Origin of the sequence: Brevibacillus invocatus, assembly GCF_003710915.1 — a bacterium.
In the GTDB taxonomy this organism is placed as follows: domain Bacteria; phylum Bacillota; class Bacilli; order Brevibacillales; family Brevibacillaceae; genus Brevibacillus; species Brevibacillus invocatus.
On the sequence record NZ_RHHR01000062.1, the window covers coordinates 1 to 22,860 of the forward strand.

Below are 22,860 nucleotides of genomic sequence, written 5' to 3' on the forward strand. Positions count from 1 at the left end.
GTCCAAACGAACATCAAGAGGGCGACAGAAAAGGAATTAGGTGTTGGTTGTCGTTGTCACTAATGCAATAAATGTATAAAACTACCAAATGGATAGAGCTACCTTTTGCTTGGTTGCTGTCGTTTTTGGTTGGGAAGCTGAAGATTTCATTCAGAATACTTCGACAAATCACAAACACATTTTTTATGCAACGCTAGTGATTTCCGTTACAATACCCGAAATAGGCGCAGACAACTCTGCATGTACTTTATCGGTCTGTACTTCCACAATAGGCTGATCCTGTTCAACGAAATCCCCAGACTTTACGAGAATACGCAGAATTTCGCCCTCATGCATACCCTCTCCCACATCCGGGAGTCTAAAATTCACCATGTCGCAAAACCCCCACCCGTCTAATATTGAATCGTTTCGACAATGCCTTGTTTGACTCGAGCAACTGTCGGCAGGTAATCATCTTCAATCGCAAATTGAGGAACCGGCACGTCATAGCCGGTAACGCGTTTTACCGGTGCTTTCAAGTACAGCAAAGCTTCATCGTTAATGATCGAAATGATTTCTGCACCCATGCCAGCTGTTTTGTGGGCTTCGTGAACGACTAAAGCCCGCCCGGTTTTTTTTACAGATGCAAGAATCGCATCCCGGTCCAAGGGACTGATACTGCGCAAGTCCACAACCTCACACAGCCAGCCACGCTCCCGTTCCAGCTGTTGTGCTGCCTCTTCTGCTACACGTATCATGGCTCCCCAAGCAAAGATGGAAAGGTGACTGCCCTCCCGTATCACTCTGGCTTTTCCAATCGGTACGCGATACAGTTCTTCCGGTACCTCTTCCTTAAAGGCGCGATACAGCTTGGTCGGTTCCAAAAAAATGACGGGGTCCGGATCTTCGATAGCGGAAATAAGCAACCCCTTTGCATCAAAAGGAGTACTTGGCACAACGACCTTTAACCCCGGTACATGTGCGAAAAAGCTTTCCACACTCTCGGAGTGCAGCTCTGGTCCGCGGATGCCGGCTCCAAATGGTGTGCGAATCACCATAGGTACGTGATATTGACCGCGCGTCCGATACCTCATTCTCGCAGCATGTGAGACAATTTGTTCAAATCCCGGGTAAATGAAGGCAAGAAATTGAATTTCTACGACAGGAATCATGCCATTCATCCCCAGCCCGATCGCGGAACCAATGATGCCTGCCTCGGCAAGAGGAGTGTCCACGATGCGTTCACGACCATATTTTTCAAACAACCCCTCCGTGGCTCGAAAAACACCGCCATTGACTCCGATATCCTCGCCCAACAGCATCACTCTATTGTCGTCTGCTAGCTTCTGGTCCAAGGCTTCTGATATCGCCTGAATCATGCTTAGTTTTCTACTCATGCCAATACACCTCGCTTTCCTTCGGGGACAATCGCATCTTTTTGTTGTTCTTCTACCATCCAACTTGGCACCTCGTAGACGTGCTTGAACATATCAGCGGCTTGGGACTTCGGGTAGCTTTCCGCCTCGATTAGCGCTGCCTCAATTTGTTCTGCCACCTTGGTCTGGAGTGCCGTCTCCTTCCATTCATTCCATAGGCCGCTTTGCTCTAAATAGACCTTCAAGCGTTGTACGGGATCACGCTCTGATCGCCACTCCTCGGCCAACCGTTCTTGATCACGGTATTTTTTGGGATCGTCTGCGGTAGTATGTGCTCCATATCGGTACGTGACGGCTTCAATCAAGGTTGGACCAAGACCTGCTGTCGCCCGTTCCATGGCGGCTTTCACCGTTAGCCAAACTGCAAAAATATCATTGCCATCGATGCGAACACCAGGAATGTCATAGGCTGACGCCCGTTGAGCAACCGTACGGGAAGCTGATTGTTGAGAGAATGGAACACTGATTGCATATCCGTTGTTTTGGCAAAAGAAGATCGTAGGCGTCTTGAATACACCAGCCATGTTCAGCGCTTCATGGAAATCGCCTTCTGAGCCAGCTCCATCTCCAAAGTAGGCCAGACTGACATGTGGTTCACCTTTTCTTTTACTTGCCCATGCCGTACCTACTGCATGAACCATTTGCGTAGCGATGGGAACACAGGGAGGCATGATATGTCGATCAGAAGGACTGATGCTTCCGTCCATATGTCCCATCCAATATAGAAAAACTCGAGTCATGGATTGTCCATGTACAATCGAGGCTGCATGGTCCCGGTATGTGGGAAACAACCAATCACCCGGCAATAGTGCCATTGCGCTACCAACCTGTGAAGCTTCCTGCCCTTCGAAAGGAGCATAAGTTCCCATTCTTCCTTGGCGCTGAAGATGGATGGATTTACGGTCAAAGGCTCGGACTATCACCATATTCCCGTACATTTTCAACATGGTCTCTTCACTGATCTGGTTCCGGGTATCTTCGAGCAGTTGACCCTTAGGGTCTAGAACTTGATAAAAGTCAGTCATGAAGGGTGCCTCCTTTTCATGTTTCAGTCATTCAGTTCTAAAATGAAAACAATCGCATCACTATGTAGCAATTCATGTGCCAATGGATACAAAAGCATATTGTCAGTAATTTTAGAAAATTTTTATCTATCTTTGCATTTTTGCACATGCAATAATGAGCATGAATGATTCATTTTGCATATGCAGCTATGAACATCCCATGCCTCAACCAAGTAAGGAGGACAAACCAACCATGTACAGGACCAAGTACTTCCAAACAAACGACAGTAGTGAGCTTATGCACCTCATCATGACGATTTTTCATACTTCCCACGATGGTTTAGCGATCTGTGACTCTAATGGCTATGTTCTTCTGTATAATGAAGCCTACCTGCAATTAACCGGCGTTCCCGCTGATATTCTCAATCATTACAGCTACATGCAACAGCTTGAGTTGGATATTGTAACCGAATCAGCTGCCGTACGGGCCATTCAGACAAAGCAGATATACAGTACCGCAATTGAGTATGCAAACGGCAGGAAAACGATCAATACAGCTACCCCCGTGCTGGATCAAAACGAGGAGCTGTTGTTCGTTGTTGGCAATATTCGGGATATTACAGAGTTGAATCTGTTACAGCAAGAACTCGAAGAAACCAGGCAAATCAATTCCCACTATCAAAAAACACTGGAGCAAATTCAAAACGACAGCGAGAACATGGAACAGCTCGTCTATCGCAGTGCCATCATGCATCGAGTCATTGGATTGGCCGAAAGATTTGCGCAAAATGATTCACCGATTCTCCTACTTGGCGAGTCAGGCGTTGGAAAGGATGTAGTCGCCCAATACATACACCGAAAAAGTGGCAGGGACGGTGACTATATCAAGATCAACTGTGGTGCGATACCAGATCATTTGCTGGAATCCGAGCTGTTCGGCTACGAGAAAGGAGCGTTTACAGGGGCAAACAAATCAAAGGAAGGCTTGTTGGAGCTTGCAGACGGAGGAACGATTTTTCTCGACGAGATTGGTGATCTGCCGTACTCCCTTCAAGTTAAGCTTTTAAATGTTTTGCAGGATGGAGAAATCCGGCGGCTGGGGGCAAAAGAGGTCAAAAAAGTAAACATGCGTGTTATCGCCGCTACCAACAGCGAGCTTGAAACCATGGTCGAACAGAAAAAATTTCGGAAGGATCTCTACTACCGATTAAACGTCTTATCACTCACGATTCCCCCGCTTAGGGATCGACGTGAGGATATTGCGGCACTCGTCTTCTTTTACCTAAAAAAGCTGGAGCAAAAATATGGTCAGGCAAAGCGGATGGACGCTGAAGCGATGGAAGCCTTGACGAGCTATGGTTGGCCAGGGAACGTTCGTGAACTGAAAAATGTCTTGGAACGTACCTACCATATGACAGAAGAAAGTAAAATCACCAAAGAACAGCTTCCCGCTTCTACCCGAATGATCCGCATCTCCCCCCTGTCTCATTTCCAACGAGCGCCGACGCACACATGTCTCTTCGGGACGCGGTCAAGCAATTTGAACAAGAGTATATTCGTCGAATGCTTGCCAACACCAATACCATGCAAGAGTGTGCAGATTTGCTCGGAGTGAACATCTCCACGCTCGTTCGAAAAAAAAGAGAGTGACCTCATCCAATTGAGGTCACTCCATCCATCCCTAGAACAATCTTTTTTCTCGACAAGCAACGCAAGAATCTATGAAATCAACGTTGCAGAGGCTGATCGGACATACCGATTGACCGGTACAGGCAGGCCCAAATTCCCACGCAGCGTATCCTGTTCGTATTCCGTTCGATAAATGCCTCTCTCCTGCAAGATCGGCACAACGAGTTCTACGAAATCTTCCTCTGTCGTCATAAACTCAAGCGGGATGATGGCATGCTACCCAGTGTCCGCGCTGAATTTCTTGCCAAGCTGGCGGCTCTTCCTTGCACCGGGCTGTAGCCGCCGGGCAGCGCGTGTGGAAGCGGCAGCCAGATGGTGGATTTGCAGGGGAAGGAATCTCACCCTGCAAGGAAAAAGGCTCCCGCTTTTGCTTGGGGTCTGGGACCGGGATAGATGCAATCAATCCTTTTGTATAGTGGTGTGCGGGATGCAGAAAAAGCTCTTCGCTGGCTGCGATTTCGACCAGCTTGCCAAGATACATGACACCAATGCGATCCGAAATATGGCGAACGATATGGAGTCCATGTGCGATAAACAGATACGTAAGTCCCAAATCTCTTTGCAAATCCTGCATCAGATTCACGATTTGTGCCTGAACAGAGACGTCTAGCGCAGATACTGCTTCATCTGCGAGTACAAAGGAAGGATTTAGGGCAATTGCTCTGGCAATCCCGATACGCTGGCGTTGACCTCCAGAGAATTCATGTGGATATCGCTCGTACCAGCCGCGTTTCAGACCAACCGCTTCCAGAAGGGCCTCCACCCGCTCGCGACGTACTGTTGCATCGAGGTCTTCATGTACCATCAGGGGTTCGCCGATGATATCGCCTATCTGCCAGCGCGGATTGACCGAACCGTACGGGTCTTGGAAAATAACCTGCATGTCTCGGCGATCCTTTTGCAGCTCGGCTGTTTTCAGCTGAGTCAGCTCAAGCCCTTGAAACCGGATACTCCCTTTGCTTGCCTTTTCCAGCTGAAGAAGTACCCGGCCAAGTGTAGACTTGCCACTGCCGGACTCCCCTACTAATCCAAAGGTCTCCCCTTTTTCAATCGTAAACGATACATCGTCTACAGCATGGATCAGCGATGAAGCGCGTTGAAGCAATCCCTTGCCAACCGGGTAGGCTTTACTGAGCCCTTTCACATCGAATAACAGCTGGCGTTGCAAAGTGGAATGATGTTGATCATGTTTTGGCTCTATGACAGCGATCGGAGGCATGACTTCGCTTTTTCCAATCCCATCTTCCGATTCGACCAGCTGCTCTCCATGCCAGCACGCCGTCTGCCTACCGTTGATTTCAAAAAGAGGCGGTTCATCAAGCAAGCATTTTTGCGTCGCGTATGGGCATCGCGGATGAAAACGGCAACCGCTAGGCATATCAGTCAAAGGTGGAATGGAGCCTTCGATTGAAAACAATCGATTTCCTCGATGGCTGTCTATCGTTGTGATGGATCGGAGCAGTCCTCGCGTATAGGGATGATGCGGCTTCTCGAACAGCTGTTCTGAAGTCGCTTGCTCGACGACTCGGCCTGCGTACATGACAATGATCCGATCGGCCATTTCGGCAGCGATTCCCATGTCGTGTGTGATCAACAGGATGGACATTTGGTACTCTGCTTTGAGTTCTTGCAGCAATTGCAGGATTTGTGACTGAATGGTCACGTCCAAAGCGGTCGTTGGCTCATCCGCGATCAACAGTTCCGGACCGCAAGCTAAAGCCATTGCAATCATCGCGCGTTGAAGCATCCCGCCGGATAGCTCATTGGGGTATTGTTTCATCCTCAACGTAGGCTCGGGTATCCCTACTCTTTCAAGAAGATGGATGGCCTGTTTCCATGCCACATCCTTTTTCACCTGTTGATGCTCAAGGATCGCTTCCATGATCTGATTGCCAATCGTGAATACGGGGTCGAAGGCTGCCATCGGCTCCTGAAAGATCATGGCCATCTTTTTTCCGCGCAGGCCGCGCAGCTCATGTTGCGAAAGCTTTGCCAGGTTCACGCCATCCAAGACAATGCTTCCTTCTGAAATGCGTCCGTGTTCATAATCGATCAAGCGCATGATGGCTTTGGAAGTAATGGTTTTGCCACTACCGGATTCACCTACGAGACATACGGTTTCCCCTGCCTTGATTTGTAGGGACACATCTCGGATTGCTGTCAGGAGACCGTTTTTGCTTTGGAAATCTACAGTAACATGTTGTAAATCCAGCAGTTGACTCATGCAGCTTCCCTCCTATCTGCCCCTGCTCGTTTTCGGGTCCAGCATATCGCGAAGTTGATCACCGATCAGGTTCACGGATAGCACGAACAGCGTGATGGCCAGCCCTGGAAAGGTGCATATCCACCATGCTACGGTCAAATACCCTCTTCCTTGCGATAATAGTGCGCCCCAGTCTGGAATTTCCTTGATGATGCCCAACCCGAGGAAGCTCAGCCCAGAGCCAATCAGAATCGAGGAACCCAGACCAATCGTCGCCATGACGAGTAAAGGTGACCAAGAATGAGGTAATACATGGCGCAGTATAATGGTTCGATGCGGTGTACCGATCGATCGAGAAGCGGTGATAAAGGGGCGGCTCTTGATGCTCATGATCTGACCGCGCATGACTCTTGCATAGCCCGGTATGGCGGAGATTGCCACGGCAAGTATGATATTGAACAGGTGGGGCCCCAGAGCAGCTGCAATTGCCAGGGCAAGCAGGATGCCTGGTATGGTCATAACGATATCGATGAACCGCATGAGTATGGTATCGACGATGCCCCCGATATATCCGGAGAAAGCACCTAGTGCTCCCCCGAACAACCCACCCACCAGAACAGAAGCCACCCCGATGAACAACGAATCCCGACTGCCGTATACGGTCAAGCTGAATACATCTCTGCCAAAGTAATCCGTTCCGAACCAGTGCGTACTGCTGGGAGGACTCAGGATTTTGTCAGTCATCATCAAGGTTGGCTCGTAAGGCGCTACCCATTGAGGGGCCAATGCGCAAAGGACATAGAACAAGATAACGAGACCTGAAGCGTAGACAAAAAGCTGGGAGACATCAAACTCCCTCCCCCTTCTTTGCGCGTTAGCCTGAAGCTCTGGCGCTTGCCAAACGGTCTTGGCTGAAATCACTTCCTTCATTTCCGGATCCCTCCTGTGACCAATTCAATCGAAAATGACCGGCTAATCGATATCATGAAGCACGTCGCACGCGTGGATCGACGAGAGAATACGAAAGATCTACCAGCAGATTGACGACGACATACACAATAGCTGAGAAAAAGATGACTCCTTGGACGACGGGTAAATCTCTTGCCATGATGGCATCTGCGATCACGCGTCCGATTCCTTGTCTGGAGAAAACCGTTTCGATGATGACCGTTCCAGCCAAGAGATCGCCGATGTGGATGCCAATGATGGTGATGGCCGGAATCAGTGCATTGCGCAAAGCATGCCGGTACATGACCGCTTTTTCCGACAAGCCCTTGGAGCGAAGTGTCACAATAAAGTGTTCATGGATGACTTCGAGCATGCTATTGCGCACCATGCGGACGATAAATCCTGCCCCGACAAAGCCGAGGGCAAGAGATGGCAGAATCAGGCTCATGAAGCCATCCGAGCCCATCGCAGGAAACCAGCCCAAATACACGGAGAAAATCAAGATCAGCAGGATTCCCGACCAAAAAGTCGGCATGGATATTCCAAAAAGCCCAACGAGTCTGGCCACGATGTCGATCCAGCTATTCCGGTGGATGGCGGATAGAACCCCCAGCACGATACCGATCACAGCGGAAAAGATCGTACTTGCGAGGGTTAACGCCAACGTTGCCGGAAAGTGAAGGAGGATCTTGGGAAGAACCGGATCGCTGTTCACCAGTGAGGTGCCAAAATCGCCTTGTAAGATCCCTGCAAAATAGTTTCCAAACTGAATATGAAAGGGTTGATCCAGTCCCAACTCCTTCCGCATATTCTCAATCATTTCCGGTGTGGCGGTAGCCGGGTCCAAAATGGAGAGTACCGGATCGCCAGGTAGCAGATACAGAATACAAAAAACAAACACCAATGCTCCGAAAACGACGACTATCGACGCCAAAATCCGTCCAAGGAACCTCTTGCACATACGCGCTATCTCCTTTTCTAGTCTTTTTCGAGGCTTACATCATTGAAAAGTGGATAGCCGAGTGCATCAAACTTTAATCCCTTCACCTTTTTGGATGCAGCTACGGTGTAGGGAAACACGTAGATCGGGATAATGGATGCCTGATCGATAATGTAGTGCTGAATTTTTTTGTAGATCTCTTTTCTTTTTTCAGTGTCCATTTCAACCGTTCCCTGCTCCAGTAATTGGTCCAATTCAGGATCAGAAAGACCCGACAGCGTCAGCCGTGATACTCCCGCTTCTTGTGTGTGATAAAACTGGCGCAATGCATTGGGATCGGAGTTGACCTGGCTGTTTCCGTAAAGATCGTACGCTCCGTTCTGATGAATGACGGTCGCTATATCCTTGGTAATCTCGATCTCGACGGCGATTCCGATTTGTTTTAATTGCTGCTGTACGATGATGGCGATGTCATTGCGCTTCTCCCTATTGGGTGATCGATCTACATAGCGCAACGTCAGTTTTTTCCCGTCTTTTTCACGAATCCCGTCGGCACCGGGACGATAGCCCAGCTCATCTAGCAAGGTATTTGCTTTGGCGAGATCCGGTTGAATGCCGTTTTCCAGGGAGGCATCATAACCGAATGTTCCAGGCGTTAGCGGCGACCATGATCGAGGATAGGTACCCAGATAGAGTGTTTTGACAATGGCGTCCACATCGACAGCAAGCTGTACCGCCTTTCTCGCTTTTGGATCGTTCCACGGTTCTCTGCGATGATTGAAAAAGAGCGTGTAGGGCAATCCCTCTGTCGCCACTTCCAGCAATTGAAGCTGCTGATCGTTTTTCAATGCCAAAACATTTTGAGGAGGAACGGTTTCACCAGCCAGAACCTGCCCGCTCTGAACACTTCCTATACGGGTCGCTTCTTCCGGAATGATTTTGAACGTAATGGTATCGAGATAAGCCAATCCCTGATTTTCTACGTTCGATGGCGCCCAATTGTATGCTGAGCTTCTCGCTACTTGAATCTCCGCGTTTTCGTTCCATTTCACAAAGGTGAACGGACCTGAACCGACTGGATGTTGTCCAAACTGCTCTCCGTATTTTTGAATGGCTGCAGGCGATGCGATACCCAAAATCGCTTGGCTGAGATTGCCAAGGAAAGCGGCAGAGGGCGTCTCCAGGTTGATTTTGATCGTGTATTCATCGATCACTTCCGAGGATTTGTAAGGTCTGATCAGCGCCAGGGAATTGCTTGCTTTCGTCTCAGGTGCGATGACGCGATCAAAGTTGAACTTCACCGCTTCCGCATTGAATGAAGTGCCATCATGGAATTTCACGTCATCACGCAGCTTGAAAATATAGGTTTTTCCATCCTCTGAGATCGACCATTCTTTTGCCAGCCAAGGCTGTATGGAATTGTCGGGCAACTGGACGACCAGGCTGTCAAAAATCGTACGGTAAACTCTCGTCGCTACTGCCAATCCGCTGCGATGAGGGTCTAGCGTGTCAGGTGAAGTGGCAAGCGCAAAGGTTAATTCACCACCCGAAACCGGGACGTTGTTTTCAACAGCCTGTGTGTTCGCGGTCGTTGTCGCGTTCGGTTGTGCAGTCTGGCCGCATCCTGTGAGAACTAGGGCCAAACTGGCTATGATCGAAAGACCTTTCAGACTTCTTTGTAGCACCTTCACTTGCTCCTCCTCCTACCCCTATCTCTATTGGGTGATCGTTTCTTTTGTTTTCACATATCGATTCTCAGGGAATGACAGACCCAGGTGTCCCCGCAAGGTATCTGCATCGTATTCCGTTCTGTACAAGCCTCGCTGCTGGAGGATCGGGAAACGCATCATCGAGTGAATATTGCGAAAAGTCATGGTGATCGTAGTATCGCCCTAAATAGTTCAACGCTTGTTCGATGGATACCAGATTGGCGATTTCCTCATATTTGCGCTCTGCCTCCTCATCGGTGCTTCCAATAATCGGTCCGATCCCAGGCAAGACAAGGAGTTCATCTGGATTGCGGCCACGCGCTTGTGCCCTGCTTTTCACGTCCTGATAAAAGTGCTGGGCATCCTCCAGTGTCGGATGTCCGGTAAAGATGGCGTCTGCCGAGCTGGCTGCCAAGTCTTTCCCTGCATCTGAAGAGCCAGCCTGAAAAATGACGGGCTGCCCTTGCTTGGAACGGCCTACATTCAATGGTCCCTGGACAGAAAAGAACTCACCCTGGTGATTCAACGTGTGCAGCTTTTTCGGATCGAAGAATATCCCTGACGCTTTGTCTCTGACAAAGGCATCGTCCTCCCAAGAATCCCACAATCCCTTGGCCACCTCGAGGTATTCGCTCGCGATCCGGTACCGTGTGGCATGATCCGGATGCTGCTCTACCGTTTTGCTAAAATTGAGAGCCGATCCTTCAAGCGGTGAGGTCACCACATTCCACCCTGCGCGTCCTTGACTGATGTGGTCCAGCGACGCGAATTGCCGGGCTACCGTAAAAGGCTCGCTATACGAGGTGGATACCGTACCGACCAATCCAATCCGTTCGGTGACCGCAGCTAGAGCAGACAGGATGGTTAGAGGCTCAAAACGATTCAAAAAATGCGGTATCGATTTTTCATTGATATACAAGCCATCGGCAATGAACACCAGATCAAATTTCCCTGCTTCTGCTTTCAATGCTTGCGCTATATAAAAGGACAAATTAACACTTGAATCCGGCTCGATCTCAGGATGTCGCCAACCGGATATATGGCCGCCAACCCCATGAATGAGTGCGCCAAATTTTAATTGTCTTTTTTGGGTCATCGCGATCTTCCTCCGTTCCTCATTTGCCAGTATTGGAGATGAATGAAACCGGTAGTTCGGTGAAGGCTTCGTGGATCAGCTCGTAGGCGCGCAGTCTTTCGGGATAGCTATTCATTCGAGCGATCAGGATGATTTCATCCACCTCGTATTGCTGATGGAATTCCAGCAATCGCTCACGTACGGTTTCCTTGGAGCCGTGTATGATCTGGGCGTCCTGTACCTCAAGGGTGTAGCCTTCTTCGGCCTGTCGTCCATATTCCTCGGCGGCTTGCAGACTGTTCACGTTTATCGTCCTGCCGCTTTCCAGATGAATTTTCACATTCTGATGATTGGCGGCCAATGCTTTCGCCTCTTCATCCGTCTCCGTCACGATCACCGAGATTGCGATGATAGCCTGTGGTTTATCGTTTCTGAACGGTTGAAACCTCGAACGGTACGTATGGAGAGCATCCTGAATGACTTTTTCATTTCCGTTGATAAAGTGGGCAAAAACATACGGGATTCCCGAACGGGCGGCTAGCTCTGCGCTAGATGCACTGGTCCCTAACAGAAACAGATTAGCGGGAATCTCCGGAATAGGTGTCGCCTTCACTCCATGCAACGGATGATCCGCGGGTAATATCTGGTGTAGATGATGCACTAGCTCACCCAGCTTCTCGTCCAACGATGTCACTGCTGAATGTTCGATAGGCTGCAGCGCTTTCGTCGACTTGGGATATCCCCCGGGTGCCCTTCCGATCCCAAGATCGATTCGTCCTGGAGCCAAGGTAGCCAGCAAATTGAAATTCTCAGCTACCTTATAAGGACTGTAATGCTGCAGCATCACTCCACCAGAACCGATGCGAATCGTGGAGGTTTGCGCCAGTAAGTAGGCCATCAGCACCTCCGGAGAAGAACCTGCAACAGCAGTTGAATCATGATGTTCAGATACCCAAAAGCGGTGGTAACCAAGCTCTTCGGCTCTTTTCGCGAGGCGAACGGTATGCTGGATGGCTTCGGCTGCCGTCTCTTTCTCACCTAACGGACTTTGATCTAAAATACTGAATCGCAAGGTCAAGCAGCTGCCCCTCCTTTAAATCAATAATTAAACATACCAGAATACTAGGAATTAATGAATTGCTAAAAGCTTATCACCGCACCTATCCACCGTCAATGGGCTGGGTAATAGACTTCTTTTATCCATTAATCAAAACAATCTATCGATAATCGGCCAAAAACGGGATTTGTCCTCGCACTTCGAGCAATAGCCTTGCAGCATCAGTGCCGCCTTTTTGCGTAATCAGATTGGTACGCAAATACAAATTGGAAAGAAGTGGGAAATACGCCGGTACCAGACTTTTGGTCAGGGTCTCCTCTCTGACGCATAGCGAGGGCAAAAATCCAATGCCTAGTTTTTTGAGCAGCAGTTTTTTTGCCGTCTCCAGATTATCCACCTGATACTCAATATGCGGCGGGTGATCCAAGCTCTCAAACAAGCGATGAATCCGCATCCAGTCAAATGAGCCGCATTCAAAAAACACCAGTGTCTGTCGCCCGATTTCCTCGATCGTGAGCTGCTCCTTATCGATGAATGGATGGCCCTCATAGACAAATAATTCGATCGGGTCTTCCAGATATTTGACAGAATCCAGACCTGGATGACTGATATTGCGTACAAGACCGACGTCGATCTCCTTGTTCAGGACTTTTTCCATGATGACTTCGCTGGAGGATGTCACCAGCCTGACCTGCAATGCTGGAAACCTCGCTTTGATCACGGGAATGATTTCTGGAATGACGTAGTTGGATACCGAAGCCGTGCAGCCAATTCGGATTTCGTCCGAGGTGGTGTTCATCTGCTGCAGCTGCTGGCGCCCTTTCTTATAGGATTGCAGAATCTGCTGGGCAAAGGGCAGAAATTGCTTCCCCTTCTCCGTTAACGTAAAGCTCCTGCCTTCTCGTTCGAACAATTGGGTATCCAGCTCTCTTTCCAAGGATTGAATGCGCGCAGAGATCGAAGGCTGAGACAAGAACAAGGCATCGGCGGCCTTATTAAAGCTGTTGTAGTGAATCACGTAGACGAAGGCTTCAATATTCGCGATATTCATGACCTTCTCTCCTTCCGAATGAAGATACAAAAAAACTCTCCCTTGATTGCATCCTGCAAGTAGAGAGAGCCGATTGTTACGGATTGGCTGTTTATGGAAATAGTGTAATCACATTATTCATACAGGTCAAGTAAGAATTCATTCACGACCTTTTTCGCTTCGTCGCTCGAATCCTATTTTTTGTATCCGCATCCACACGATTGGACTCCGTGATTTTTTGCAAAGTCTTGTTATATGTAAAATCATCGAGTGAGCTTTTCTTCAGGTATTCGAGTGTGGATTCCGCGTCTTTGACAAAACAGACCGATAAAGCCCAAGCCACAGCCATCTTGACGTAGTAGCCATCATGCTGGACCGTATCCAGCTTCTCGAATACGCGGCGGAGGTAGACTGCATCGACATAGAAATGGAGGAGCATGACCACACCAAAGCGCAGCTCGTATTCTTCCTTGGATCGCAAATATGGCTGTAGAAATTCCCACACGCGTTCTTGATTCTTTCTGGCAACAGTCAGTCCAATGCAAAAGCTATCGCACACGGACCAGTTGTCAATCTTGGGTACAAAGTTGGACACGTAGCGCAGCTTTTCCTCCAGGTCGCATTTGACATATCCGATGACCATTCCCTGCAGCATGATCTCTTCAAAATAGTCGCTATCCGCATGCTTCAGATACGTTCTCCAGTCCCCTTTTGCAATTGTTTTTGCCATTTTGCGCAGCAAGGGCAAGCGAACGCCGAGCACATTGTGAATCGTCGGAATTAAAGAGGAAGAAAATTGCTGGTAGTTTTCCTCCGCCAATTCCAGCAGCTGTTCTCTCACGGTCTTGTCCACTTCACCATTCCTCTTCTCGGTTTGAAATGCTCAATCAACAAAAGAGATGTGCCACAAGTAGATGGAAGCAATCGAGCCAAGTGGTGAATAGCGTTGACGGTACATTTCAAATTGCTGCTTGGTAATCGTATCCAGACCGTACAGCTTCATCATCCCGCGTCGAATCGCAATATCTCCCCAGCTGACGACATCTTTACGCTCCAGACAATTGATCAGCAGCATTTCTGCCGTCCATTGTCCCACACCTTCCAGCTTGGTCAGTTTCTGGATCACTTCCCGATCAGGCAAATCACGCAGCTCTTCTAGGAGAAAGTCTCCTTCGGCAATCGTTGAAGAAATGGCATGAATATAGTTCGCTTTTCTCATCGTCAATCCGCATGCTTGGATATCGTCTGCCGTCTGCTGCGCCAGATTATATGCAGATATTTCTTCAAAGCGATTCTGCATTCTGTCCCAGACGGTTTCAGCTGCTTTGACTGAAATAAGTTGACCGACGATGGCATGGATGAGTGCAGCGAAGAGATCGGGGATGATGACACGTTCGATTCTTCCTATGCGTGTTATCATTCCCCCTAGCTGTGGATCAAGTGTTTTCAGGTAGTCCATCTCATCCTGACTGTATTCAAAAAGCTTGGTTTTAACAGCTCCCACGATCACAAGCCTCCTGATCTTTCTCTCTCGACTATGCTATTTTTACTATACCGCAAGTGCAGCCTCACGTACGCGTTTTACAATAGAACAGCAAGATACTGAAGGACTTAACCAGCCATCCTGCTCTTTTTTGACGCACGCAGGGACAGAAGAAAACAAGCGAACAAAACAAGGGCAGCAGCCAGATAAGGGTAATCGATGTTGATATCAAAGAGAAGCCCAGCGATGACGGGGCCAGCGATATTTCCCAAGCTCGTGAAGGCGGAGTTCAGTCCGGCTACATATCCTTGCTGGTCATGCGCCATTTTTGACATCTGCGTACCGATTGCTGGTCGCAGGATATCGATCGACAAAAACAGGACGAAAGTAACCGAGGTAATGGCCCAGAATTGCTGCACGAATAGAGTCAGGACGATGAACAGGCTGGCAATGATCAAACATGTCGTGATGACTCGTTCTTCTCCAAAACGGTTCAGGATCCAGCCAAAGATGGTGACCTGTACGACAGCACCCGCGATCGATCCAAATGTAATAATAAAAGCGATGTCCTTTGGTGTAAAACCAAACTTGTGATCCACGAACAAACCAAAAATCGTCTCGTAGTTTGCCAGACCGAATGACATGACGAATACGATGATCAGGCCCAAAAAATAAGGCTCTCGATAAGAATACATCAGCTGTTTAAGCAAGCTTTGCTTTTTCTGCGGCACAGCTTCAGATGGTACGCTTGTATTCGTACGAGAGGATTCTGGCAGGATGAGCAATGTGATGAGTGCAGCTATAGCTGCAGCCACCGCAGCCGCGTAAAATGGAACACGAACCCCGTACTCCGCTAAAAATCCCCCGATTCCAGGACCGATGATAAAACCTGTCGTAATAGCTGCATTAATAAATCCCATCCCTCCGGCGCGTTCTTCATCGGAAGTGACATCTGCGGTATAGGCCATGACAGCAGGCATGATCAGTGCCGCCCCGATCCCGCCGATCATTCTCGAAGCAAATAGTAGAAACGGACTACTGGCGAATCCGAACAGCCATTCCGAGAATGCAAAGACGAGCATGCCGACAATGATGATCTTTTTTCTTCCCCATGTATCGGACAGTCTGCCTGCCAATGGTGAAAAAAGTAATTGTGTCAGTGAAAACGCAGCTACCAGCAGACCCAAAATGCTTCCGCTGATATGAAGCACATTCATATAGGTAGGCATGATCGGAATGACCAGCCCTACTCCGGTGAAAATCAGAAAAATGTTGAGCATGAGGAGCAGCATCGCTCCCCGATTTCTAAGTAATAACGACATAAAGGTTCCTCCGACTCCCATTCGGGTTATGACTTACTCGCTGAAAGGGATCTCTATAAACAAACAGCCCTTCATTTTATACTGAACGTTCGTTCTATATAATAAGTGAATGAAAGGATTATTTGCAACTATTTGCTCTACTGTAATCCTTGGACTTTTTATGCGGACTTTTTTACCATACCGTGCAGAAATACGCCTATAGCCGATTGATATAAGGCCAGTGCTTCATCCAGAGTTAATTTTCGAGCCATCTGACTAAGGCCTAAAAAGAGACTTTCCAATGTGATAGCGACATGTTCTACATTTTCCGATTTGAATTCTTGGTTTTCTATTCCCTGTGAAATGAGCTTTCGAAAGAACTGCAGGTGATTTTCTACCAACTGGGCAATACGTTCCTCCCCTTCAGGAGAGATTTCATCACTATTGAAAAATTCATCGGACGCCTTGGTAAGAGGATGGTTCATATCATCGCGGACCAAATGATCCGTCATGCCGTACAGCTTCTCAGCGACCGACGTATACTGGGCCTCTTTTTGACTCCATTGCACATCCCATTCGCGATCCCAATCTTCAAGCAAGGTCAGAAACAACCCTTCCTTGCTTTTAAAATGGTAGTAGATATTTCCCTTGCTGCTTCCAGTAGCCGCGACGATATCTTCAATCGAGGTGGCCTTGTAGCCCTTCTGAACGAATAATGCCCTGGCAGCATCAACAATTCGCTTTTTCGTCTGTTCGCTTTGCAATTGCTTCTTGTTCATTTTCGCCACTCCGCTCTTCTTCTTGATGATTTATGGATATGATGTCAACAAACATACTGAACGTTCATTCTGTATCTTATCAAATGCGAAGAACCTGTTTCAATCTTTTTCTTGTTATAGCGTGAGAACAAAGGTAGCTATTATTGTTCCATGAGTTAAAGAAGGTCTCGTGCATGATGTGCGCAAGCGCTTGCCCAAAATGCAGAAAGTATAAAAAAGCGATCCTCCTCCAGCACCTTCTTGTGCATGGAATATGGATCGCTTGTCATATCTCTACCTTGCAGATTCCCATTTCTTCGTCGAACCCCGAACAATTAGCTCAGGAGCCAGGAAAACCCGCTGCTTGACAGCTTTTTCTCCTTCCATCTCTCGCATGAGAAGCTCCACCACTTGTCGTCCCATCTCTTGGATCGGCTGAGCGATGGAGGTCAGTGGCGGATCGACAACGGCAGCCAGAATCGTATTGTTGAAACCCACGACAGACAAGTCTTCGGGTATTCTCAGCCCAATTGTTTTGGCCGCCTGGTATACTCCGATAGCCAAGCTATCGCAACTCGCGAAAATAGCAGTCGGTCTGTCTGAGGAAGAGAGGATCTCAAGCGCCTTTTGCCTGCCATCTTCCATGGTTGAGTCCGTTTCGATCAACCATTCTTCACGTAAAGCAAGCCCGTTTTCTGCAATGACCTGACGAAATGCCTCATAGCAGAGCTTATTACCCGCATGACTGCGATTTCCCGTCATGATCGCCAGTTTTTTATGGCCTAACTGCACGAGGTGAGAAACCGCCTGATGGCCGCCGAGAAAGTAATCGACCAACACAGCATCGATCCTCCAATCCGGTTGATCATACGCGATCCGTGCCACTGGCAGCTTCTCCTGCAGGTATTCTTCTATTACATACTGGTTTCGGCTGATGGTTCCGATGATGATACCGTCCACGCTTTTTTGCTTCAAAAGGTCGAGGTACATCTCTTCCGTGTCCGGATTGTTCTCCGTATTGCAAATCAGCAGACTAAAGCCGATCTCCCTGCACTGATCCTCTATTCTTCTTGCTATTTCAGCAAAGAACGGATTGGCTACATCGGGTATGATCAATCCAATTGTCCCTGTACGCTTTCCAGTCAATGCCGTAGCCACCAAGCTGGGCTGATATTCCAGAGCTTCGATGACTTCCAGCACTTTTTTTCGGGTCTTGTCACTGATTCGCCCGGTGTTATTGATGACTCTGGAAACGGTTGAAATGGATACGCCAGCTTTTTCAGCAACATCGTATATGGTTGTCTTCATCGTCTCATCCACTTTCGTCCGAGGTTCTCCTCTTCTTTGCGCAACAAGAAATATCAATTTGCGCAAATGAAAAGGAAAGCGCTTGCTCCTTCATCTTTCAGTTTACTGACAAATCCAGCAATGCGCAAACCATTTTCAGAAAATAAGTACGAAAGGAATGCTCGAAATTAATAGCCAGCTTTCCGATTGACGACTCCCAGCAACGCATCCCCATTCTGGTATCGAGTCAAATTCGAGAGCAGGTATTGTCCTAATCTTTCTTTTGTACTTGGACCGGACATATGTGGTGTGATATAGACATTGGGCAGCTCCCAGAGCGGACTTGTTTCCGATAGTGGTTCTTGTTGAAAAACATCCAGAATAGCAGCACGCAAATGACCTGTACGCAATACGTCGATAAGCTCGTCTTCGGCAACCAAATGACCCCGACCGATGTTGACCAGGCAAGCAGTGGGTTTCATTGCCATCAGGACATCACGATTGACGATATGCCGCGTTTGTTCGGTAAGTGGCAGGATCAAGAGCAGAATGTCCAGGTCTTTAACAAAATCCATCCATTCATCCGGACCATAGTGACGATCTACCAGATGAGCTTCCTTGCCGCTGTAGCTCAAACCATATACTTTCATATTGAAAGCTCTTGCCTTGCGGATCGCCTCTTTTCCGATAGAGCCAAGGCCTGCAATCCCAATGGTCTTTCCTTGCAAGAGTTCAGTCACAAAGGGTTGCCAGCTTTTTTTCTTCTGCGCTACCTGGCTTCTGGCTATATCCTGGTACACATACAACAGCTGTGCAAATACATATTCGGACATCGGACCACCAAACTGATCCACTACTCTGGAAATGGTAACACCCTCCGGGATTGAGGTCGAGCGCATCAGATCATCGACACCTGCGCCGAGAGACTGGATCCATTTCACAGACTTTCCCGCTGGTTTTTCAAGCAAATGGAGCGGAAATTTCCATTGCATAAGAATCTCCGTATCCTGCAATTTCTCTTCTGCTTCTTCAGGAGTAGAAGCTGAACAAACCGACGTGTATCCATCCTTGCGAATCAAATCTGCGTACAATTCTGCTTCGGATGGTGTATAAATCATAATTTTCGATGCTTTATTCATGTGGATTCCCCCATTTTCAGACAAGTCATTTCTATGAATACATTCATTATAATAGAATTCTTTCAATAGGGTACATGCTGGTATAAAAGCCAAAAACGAAGATGGCCGATTTTTCCCAAATCAGCCACCAAATGCTTGAATCGAATTTTTTCTTATTGAGCGGGTGCCGCTATGGCTTCTATTTCAATCAAAAACTCCTCTCTGACCAGCTTGCTCACTTCTACAGCCGAACTGGCAGGAGGGTTTTCCGTATGGATGTATAGATCGCGAATGTCTCTGACGATTTGAATCTGGGAAATGTCCGTCATGAAATACGTGAATTTTACTACATCATGAAAGCTGGATCCTCTGTCTTCCAATGCTGCTTTGATATTTTCAAAAACTTGCTTGGTTTGTGCCGCTAGATCCCCGATCCCCACCATATTCCCTTCTTTGTTTACTGCAACCTGGCCCGAAATATAGATCATCCGACCACTGTTTACTTCTACCACGTTCGTATACCCGGAAGATTTCGGCATTGTGTCCGGATTTCGAAATGTGATTCTGTTTTGGATAGACAAGTTCATCCCTCATTTCGTCCAAATATTCCCTATTATAATACTAGTCTACACCTTCTGTAACCACATGAGTTTCTCAATGAACTCGATTCCATTCCTATGCGAGGTTTATGCCAGAAAAGACAAACTGCCAACGAAGGTCGCTGACAGTTTTATTCATTCACCCTTAGGTCTGTTTTTTTCCCTGCACATAATTCGCACTGAAGATGAACAATCGCATGAGGAGGATCAAGGAAGGAACAAGCAGGAGAATTCCCCCGATAAACGCTACAATCAATGCCAGTCCCATCGCCTCGCTGGTCACTCCAGACTCGATGGTCAGGTACGGATAGAGCAAATACGGCATATGGGATCTTCCGTACCCGAAGAAAGCGAAGGCAAACTGCAGCATGACGAAGAAAAAGGCGATCCCGTACCTTTTTCGTTGTATGATGAGTGCCAGAGCGACCAAAAAGCAACCAAGTGATACCATGAACATCCAACTGATGGCAAGCATGCGATCAAAATGCTCGGGATTGTGATTGCGCAGTGTAAAGAAAGCCAGAAAGCTCATGAAAATGGTTGGCAAGCTGTTGTAGAGCGCAAAGCGTCGCAATAATTCTCTTGCTCCCGTATCCTTTGCCCGATCCGCATAGTACGTGAGAAATGTTGCACTAATGAACAGAACACTGACGATTGCCAGAATCACAACTACCCACGCGTAAGGACTACCAATCAGTTTACCCAAGAGCAGTTCGACATGCTGCCCCTCTGCAACAATGAATCCCCCTTCTGAGATCGTGAGGAGAGTTGCCAGCGATGCTGGAATCAAGAGCCCTGTTACGCCGTATATGAACAGATAGGCGATATTTTTACGTGCTCCGTAATTGGCAAATGCATAAAACGAGCCACGCAAAGCGATCAGCAAAAGCGCAACACTTCCGGGAACAAGCAAGGCGATGCCGTACATAAAGGCAACATCCGGAAAAAAACCAATCACCGCGTAGACGAAAAAAATCAGGAAAACGTTCGTCACTTCCCACACGGGAGATAGATAGCGATCAATAATAGGATTGATGATGTGGTCGCGTTTGGTCACCTTCCCGTAAAAAGAGAAAAATCCTGCTCCAAAATCGACAGAAGCCACGATGAGGTATCCATAAAGAAAAATCCAGGCAATCACGATCCCGATTCGGTGCAGCTCCATGATAACCTCCTACAAAATGATCTTCTTGTCCTCGAGCTCCATTTCAGGTGTGGTCTTCTTGAACAAACGAATCAAGACGATCGATACCAGCACTGCGAGGAAAACATACAGCAGGTTGAAGAGGATAAACATCTCCATCAAGTGAGCTGCAGGTGTCGCTGCATGACTGGTTTGAAGATACCCTCTCAATATCCACGGCTGCCGACCGGATTCAGCAAATATCCAGCCAAACTCAATGGCGAGGATGGACAGGGGTCCACCGGCTATAATGCCGAAAAGGAGTGGCCGATTCCATCTCGAGAACCTTCGCAGCTTCCCTCTTTTGTGAAAAAAGGACAGGACTACAAACACGAGCGAGATGACAAACAAGTACGCACCTAGACCCACCATGCCATCGAAAAAATAATGCACATACAGTGGTGGCCACAGCTCCCTTGGAAATTGATCTAATCCAATGACCACGGAGTTGGGATTTCCATTCGCCAATATGCTTAACAGCATCGGTATACCCAGTGCATATTCCACTTCTAAGGTGTCCTCATTCACGATTCCGCCGACAATCAGCTTTGCTCGGGACTCTGTTTGGAAATGCCATTCCCCTGCTGCCAATTTCTCAGGCTGGTATTCGGCTAAAAACTTTCCGGACAAATCGCCGATGGCCGTATTCAGCAAAGAGAAGAGCAAGGCGAAAAACATTGTAAAACCAAGCGCTTTCTTGTAGTATTCATGCTCTTTCTTTTTAAAGAGATGGTAGGCTGCGATTGCCCCTAACACAAAGGAAACGGTCAGAAATGCGGAAGAAAGCACATGTGCTACCTTGGAAGGTGTAGCGGGATTAAACATCGCCAACCACGGATCGATTTTGGTCAGTACGCCATCTTCCAGCGTAAAGCCTTGTGGTGTATTCATGAAAGCATTCACGGTAGTGATAAAAAAAGCCGAGCCAACGGAACCCAGTATAATGGGAATCGATAAAATCCAATGTGTCCAAGGATTCTTGAAGCGATCCCAGGTGTACAGATATATTCCCAAGAAGATCGCTTCAAAGAAAAAAGCGAATGTCTCCATGAAAAGCGGCAATCCAATGACTTTACCAGCAAGCTGCATGAAGCCCGGCCAAAGAAAGATGAGCTGAAGGGCAATGCATGTCCCTGTCACTACCCCGACTGCTACGGTGATGACATAGCCGCGCGACCATCTTCTTGCGAGCAAGAGATAGTGTGCATCCTTCTTCCATATGCCGATACCTTCAGCTATCGAGATAAAGAGTGGAATCCCTACGCCCAATGTGGCGAAAATAATGTGGAATCCAAGCGTCGTAAAAGTCAACAATCGAGCCAAGAGTACTTGATCCAAGACATTCTTCCCCTTTTCGTTTACCCTTTCATCCACTTCATGAACAATGAGATCAGCAAGATCACGGATATGACAAAGCACAGAGCTGCCAGCTTTAGTTCCTGCTTTTGAAAAGATTGCATATAGAAGCCCTCCGATCCATGCCTTCATTTTCCCCACAACTCACTCAAATATGTAGGATTTACCAAGTCGTTCGACCTTTTCTTACAAAAAGACTTTTAACCAAAAAAATTACCACCCCAATGAAAAGGTGGTACTTTGATTTCCCGTGTATCAACTTCCGAATATGAGGTTTATGTACAGGGAATCTTAACACGGTTTTCACTGCAATTCCGACCATGGGTAAATGATCTCCGAAACTATGATATTCCTATCATTACAGAACAAACGTTCGTAATAATCCATTCTAAACAACATGCTTTAACATAACCTATTAGAAAACTTGGCTACGCCAAGCTTTTGGCGGAGCCTTAGTTGCACTTATACTATCTTCCGCTAATCTTTTTAGCGCTTTAGCGCACTTAAACTTTCCGATAGTATTAGAAAACTTGGCTACGCCAAGCTTTTGGCGGAGCCTTAGTTGCACTTATACTATCTTCCGCTAATCTTTTTAGCGCTTTAGCGCACTTAAACTTTCCGATAGTACAAAAAAAGACCCTACAAGAGGGTCTCTTTCGAATATCAGCTATTTGCTTGTTGAAACGAAACCATAAACTGGCTCAA

Annotated in this window: 19 protein-coding genes and 3 pseudogenes; 2 read left to right on the forward strand and 20 right to left on the reverse strand. The window is 47.7% G+C overall.

Features of this window, described 5'->3' with window-relative positions; genetic code table 11:
- Positions 1-198 precede the first annotated feature (198 nt).
- The 3 genes and pseudogenes from EDM52_RS23215 to pdhA form a co-directional block, all read right to left on the reverse strand.
- Positions 199-372 (reverse strand): annotated as a pseudogene (locus tag EDM52_RS23215) (biotin/lipoyl-containing protein); the annotation flags it as partial.
- A gap of 20 nt (positions 373-392) precedes the next feature.
- The gene (locus tag EDM52_RS23220; protein ID WP_122911281.1) at positions 393-1,376 is read right to left on the reverse strand and encodes an alpha-ketoacid dehydrogenase subunit beta; all 984 of its coding nucleotides are present in this window, start codon (positions 1,374-1,376) and stop codon (positions 393-395) included.
- Positions 1,373-2,440, reverse strand: a complete 1,068-nt coding sequence (gene pdhA / locus EDM52_RS23225) for a pyruvate dehydrogenase (acetyl-transferring) E1 component subunit alpha (protein ID WP_122911282.1) — start codon at positions 2,438-2,440, stop codon at positions 1,373-1,375. Before pdhA ends, EDM52_RS23220 begins: the two co-directional genes overlap by 4 nt.
- Before the next feature lie 289 nt (positions 2,441-2,729).
- On the opposite strand from pdhA, the pseudogene EDM52_RS25340 reads away from it, so the two are divergent.
- Both EDM52_RS25340 and EDM52_RS25345 read left to right on the forward strand, forming a co-directional pair.
- Positions 2,730-3,821: pseudogene (locus EDM52_RS25340) on the forward strand (sigma-54 interaction domain-containing protein); the annotation flags it as partial.
- Positions 3,822-3,982: 161 nt separating this feature from the next.
- Positions 3,983-4,069, forward strand: coding sequence for a hypothetical protein (locus tag EDM52_RS25345; protein WP_245997346.1), 87 nt, complete (start codon positions 3,983-3,985; stop codon positions 4,067-4,069).
- A gap of 69 nt (positions 4,070-4,138) precedes the next feature.
- On the opposite strand, the pseudogene EDM52_RS23235 reads toward EDM52_RS25345, so the two are convergent.
- From EDM52_RS23235 to EDM52_RS23315, 17 genes and pseudogenes are all read right to left on the reverse strand, one after another.
- Positions 4,139-4,288: pseudogene (locus tag EDM52_RS23235) on the reverse strand (LLM class flavin-dependent oxidoreductase); the annotation flags it as partial.
- A 16-nt stretch (positions 4,289-4,304) separates the two neighbouring features.
- Positions 4,305-6,332 carry an ABC transporter ATP-binding protein gene (locus EDM52_RS23240; protein ID WP_122911283.1) on the reverse strand — a complete coding sequence of 676 codons (2,028 nt, stop codon included), beginning with the start codon at positions 6,330-6,332 and terminating at the stop codon, positions 4,305-4,307.
- Positions 6,333-6,344: 12 nt separating this feature from the next.
- Positions 6,345-7,241, reverse strand: a complete 897-nt coding sequence (locus tag EDM52_RS23245; RefSeq protein ID WP_122911284.1) for an ABC transporter permease — start codon at positions 7,239-7,241, stop codon at positions 6,345-6,347.
- 52 nt (positions 7,242-7,293) lie between these two features.
- Positions 7,294-8,220 (reverse strand): ABC transporter permease, encoded by a 927-nt coding sequence (locus tag EDM52_RS23250; RefSeq protein ID WP_122911285.1) that lies wholly within the window; start codon positions 8,218-8,220, stop codon positions 7,294-7,296.
- 17 nt (positions 8,221-8,237) lie between these two features.
- Positions 8,238-9,890: an ABC transporter substrate-binding protein gene (locus EDM52_RS23255; protein ID WP_183185323.1), complete on the reverse strand. Its 1,653-nt coding sequence runs from the start codon at positions 9,888-9,890 to the stop codon at positions 8,238-8,240.
- Between the two features lie 64 nt (positions 9,891-9,954).
- Complete coding sequence (locus tag EDM52_RS23260; RefSeq protein ID WP_245997343.1) at positions 9,955-11,004, reverse strand: LLM class flavin-dependent oxidoreductase; 1,050 nt, start codon at positions 11,002-11,004, stop codon at positions 9,955-9,957.
- Positions 11,005-11,023: 19 nt separating this feature from the next.
- On the reverse strand, positions 11,024-12,061 hold the full coding sequence (locus EDM52_RS23265) for an LLM class flavin-dependent oxidoreductase (protein ID WP_122911286.1): 1,038 nt from the start codon (positions 12,059-12,061) through the stop codon (positions 11,024-11,026).
- A 139-nt stretch (positions 12,062-12,200) separates the two neighbouring features.
- Positions 12,201-13,091: a LysR family transcriptional regulator gene (locus EDM52_RS23270; RefSeq protein ID WP_122911287.1), complete on the reverse strand. Its 891-nt coding sequence runs from the start codon at positions 13,089-13,091 to the stop codon at positions 12,201-12,203.
- 142 nt (positions 13,092-13,233) lie between these two features.
- Positions 13,234-13,923, reverse strand: coding sequence for a DNA alkylation repair protein (locus EDM52_RS23275; protein ID WP_122911288.1), 690 nt, complete (start codon positions 13,921-13,923; stop codon positions 13,234-13,236).
- Positions 13,924-13,953: 30 nt separating this feature from the next.
- Positions 13,954-14,529: a DNA-3-methyladenine glycosylase family protein gene (locus EDM52_RS23280; RefSeq protein ID WP_415783022.1), complete on the reverse strand. Its 576-nt coding sequence runs from the start codon at positions 14,527-14,529 to the stop codon at positions 13,954-13,956.
- A 152-nt stretch (positions 14,530-14,681) separates the two neighbouring features.
- Positions 14,682-15,875, reverse strand: a complete 1,194-nt coding sequence (locus EDM52_RS23285) for an MFS transporter (protein WP_122911290.1) — start codon at positions 15,873-15,875, stop codon at positions 14,682-14,684.
- Positions 15,876-16,033: 158 nt separating this feature from the next.
- Positions 16,034-16,633, reverse strand: coding sequence for a TetR/AcrR family transcriptional regulator (locus EDM52_RS23290; protein ID WP_122911291.1), 600 nt, complete (start codon positions 16,631-16,633; stop codon positions 16,034-16,036).
- Positions 16,634-16,906: 273 nt separating this feature from the next.
- Positions 16,907-17,920 (reverse strand): LacI family DNA-binding transcriptional regulator, encoded by a 1,014-nt coding sequence (locus EDM52_RS23295; RefSeq protein ID WP_122911296.1) that lies wholly within the window; start codon positions 17,918-17,920, stop codon positions 16,907-16,909.
- A 167-nt stretch (positions 17,921-18,087) separates the two neighbouring features.
- Entirely contained in the window at positions 18,088-19,038 is a 951-nt protein-coding gene (locus tag EDM52_RS23300) for a D-2-hydroxyacid dehydrogenase (protein WP_122911292.1), read from the reverse strand.
- A gap of 152 nt (positions 19,039-19,190) precedes the next feature.
- Positions 19,191-19,556: a RidA family protein gene (locus EDM52_RS23305; protein WP_415783023.1), complete on the reverse strand. Its 366-nt coding sequence runs from the start codon at positions 19,554-19,556 to the stop codon at positions 19,191-19,193.
- Between the two features lie 205 nt (positions 19,557-19,761).
- Positions 19,762-20,781: a cytochrome d ubiquinol oxidase subunit II gene (locus EDM52_RS23310; protein WP_122911293.1), complete on the reverse strand. Its 1,020-nt coding sequence runs from the start codon at positions 20,779-20,781 to the stop codon at positions 19,762-19,764.
- Positions 20,782-20,790: 9 nt separating this feature from the next.
- The gene (locus EDM52_RS23315; RefSeq protein ID WP_245997344.1) at positions 20,791-22,137 is read right to left on the reverse strand and encodes a cytochrome ubiquinol oxidase subunit I; all 1,347 of its coding nucleotides are present in this window, start codon (positions 22,135-22,137) and stop codon (positions 20,791-20,793) included.
- Between the last annotated feature and the right edge of the window lie 723 nt (positions 22,138-22,860).

Excerpts from the sequence above, each read along its gene's own strand:
- EDM52_RS23300 (WP_122911292.1), bottom strand. The coding sequence starts at position 19,038 with ATGAATAAAGCATCGAAAATTATGATTTATACACCATCCGAAGCAGAA.
- pdhA (WP_122911282.1), bottom strand. The coding sequence starts at position 2,440 with ATGACTGACTTTTATCAAGTTCTAGACCCTAAGGGTCAACTGCTCGAA.
- EDM52_RS23240 (WP_122911283.1), bottom strand. The coding sequence starts at position 6,332 with ATGAGTCAACTGCTGGATTTACAACATGTTACTGTAGATTTCCAAAGC.
- EDM52_RS23245 (WP_122911284.1), bottom strand. The coding sequence starts at position 7,241 with ATGAAGGAAGTGATTTCAGCCAAGACCGTTTGGCAAGCGCCAGAGCTT.
- EDM52_RS23250 (WP_122911285.1), bottom strand. The coding sequence starts at position 8,220 with ATGTGCAAGAGGTTCCTTGGACGGATTTTGGCGTCGATAGTCGTCGTT.
- EDM52_RS23310 (WP_122911293.1), bottom strand. The coding sequence starts at position 20,781 with ATGGAGCTGCACCGAATCGGGATCGTGATTGCCTGGATTTTTCTTTAT.
- EDM52_RS23295 (WP_122911296.1), bottom strand. The coding sequence starts at position 17,920 with ATGAAGACAACCATATACGATGTTGCTGAAAAAGCTGGCGTATCCATT.
- EDM52_RS23220 (WP_122911281.1), bottom strand. The coding sequence starts at position 1,376 with ATGAGTAGAAAACTAAGCATGATTCAGGCGATATCAGAAGCCTTGGAC.
- EDM52_RS23305 (WP_415783023.1), bottom strand. The coding sequence starts at position 19,556 with ATGCCGAAATCTTCCGGGTATACGAACGTGGTAGAAGTAAACAGTGGT.
- EDM52_RS23290 (WP_122911291.1), bottom strand. The coding sequence starts at position 16,633 with ATGAACAAGAAGCAATTGCAAAGCGAACAGACGAAAAAGCGAATTGTT.
- EDM52_RS23270 (WP_122911287.1), bottom strand. The coding sequence starts at position 13,091 with ATGAATATCGCGAATATTGAAGCCTTCGTCTACGTGATTCACTACAAC.
- EDM52_RS23285 (WP_122911290.1), bottom strand. The coding sequence starts at position 15,875 with ATGTCGTTATTACTTAGAAATCGGGGAGCGATGCTGCTCCTCATGCTC.
- EDM52_RS23280 (WP_415783022.1), bottom strand. The coding sequence starts at position 14,529 with ATGGACTACCTGAAAACACTTGATCCACAGCTAGGGGGAATGATAACA.
- EDM52_RS25345 (WP_245997346.1), top strand. The coding sequence starts at position 3,983 with ATGCTTGCCAACACCAATACCATGCAAGAGTGTGCAGATTTGCTCGGA.
- EDM52_RS23260 (WP_245997343.1), bottom strand. The coding sequence starts at position 11,004 with ATGACCCAAAAAAGACAATTAAAATTTGGCGCACTCATTCATGGGGTT.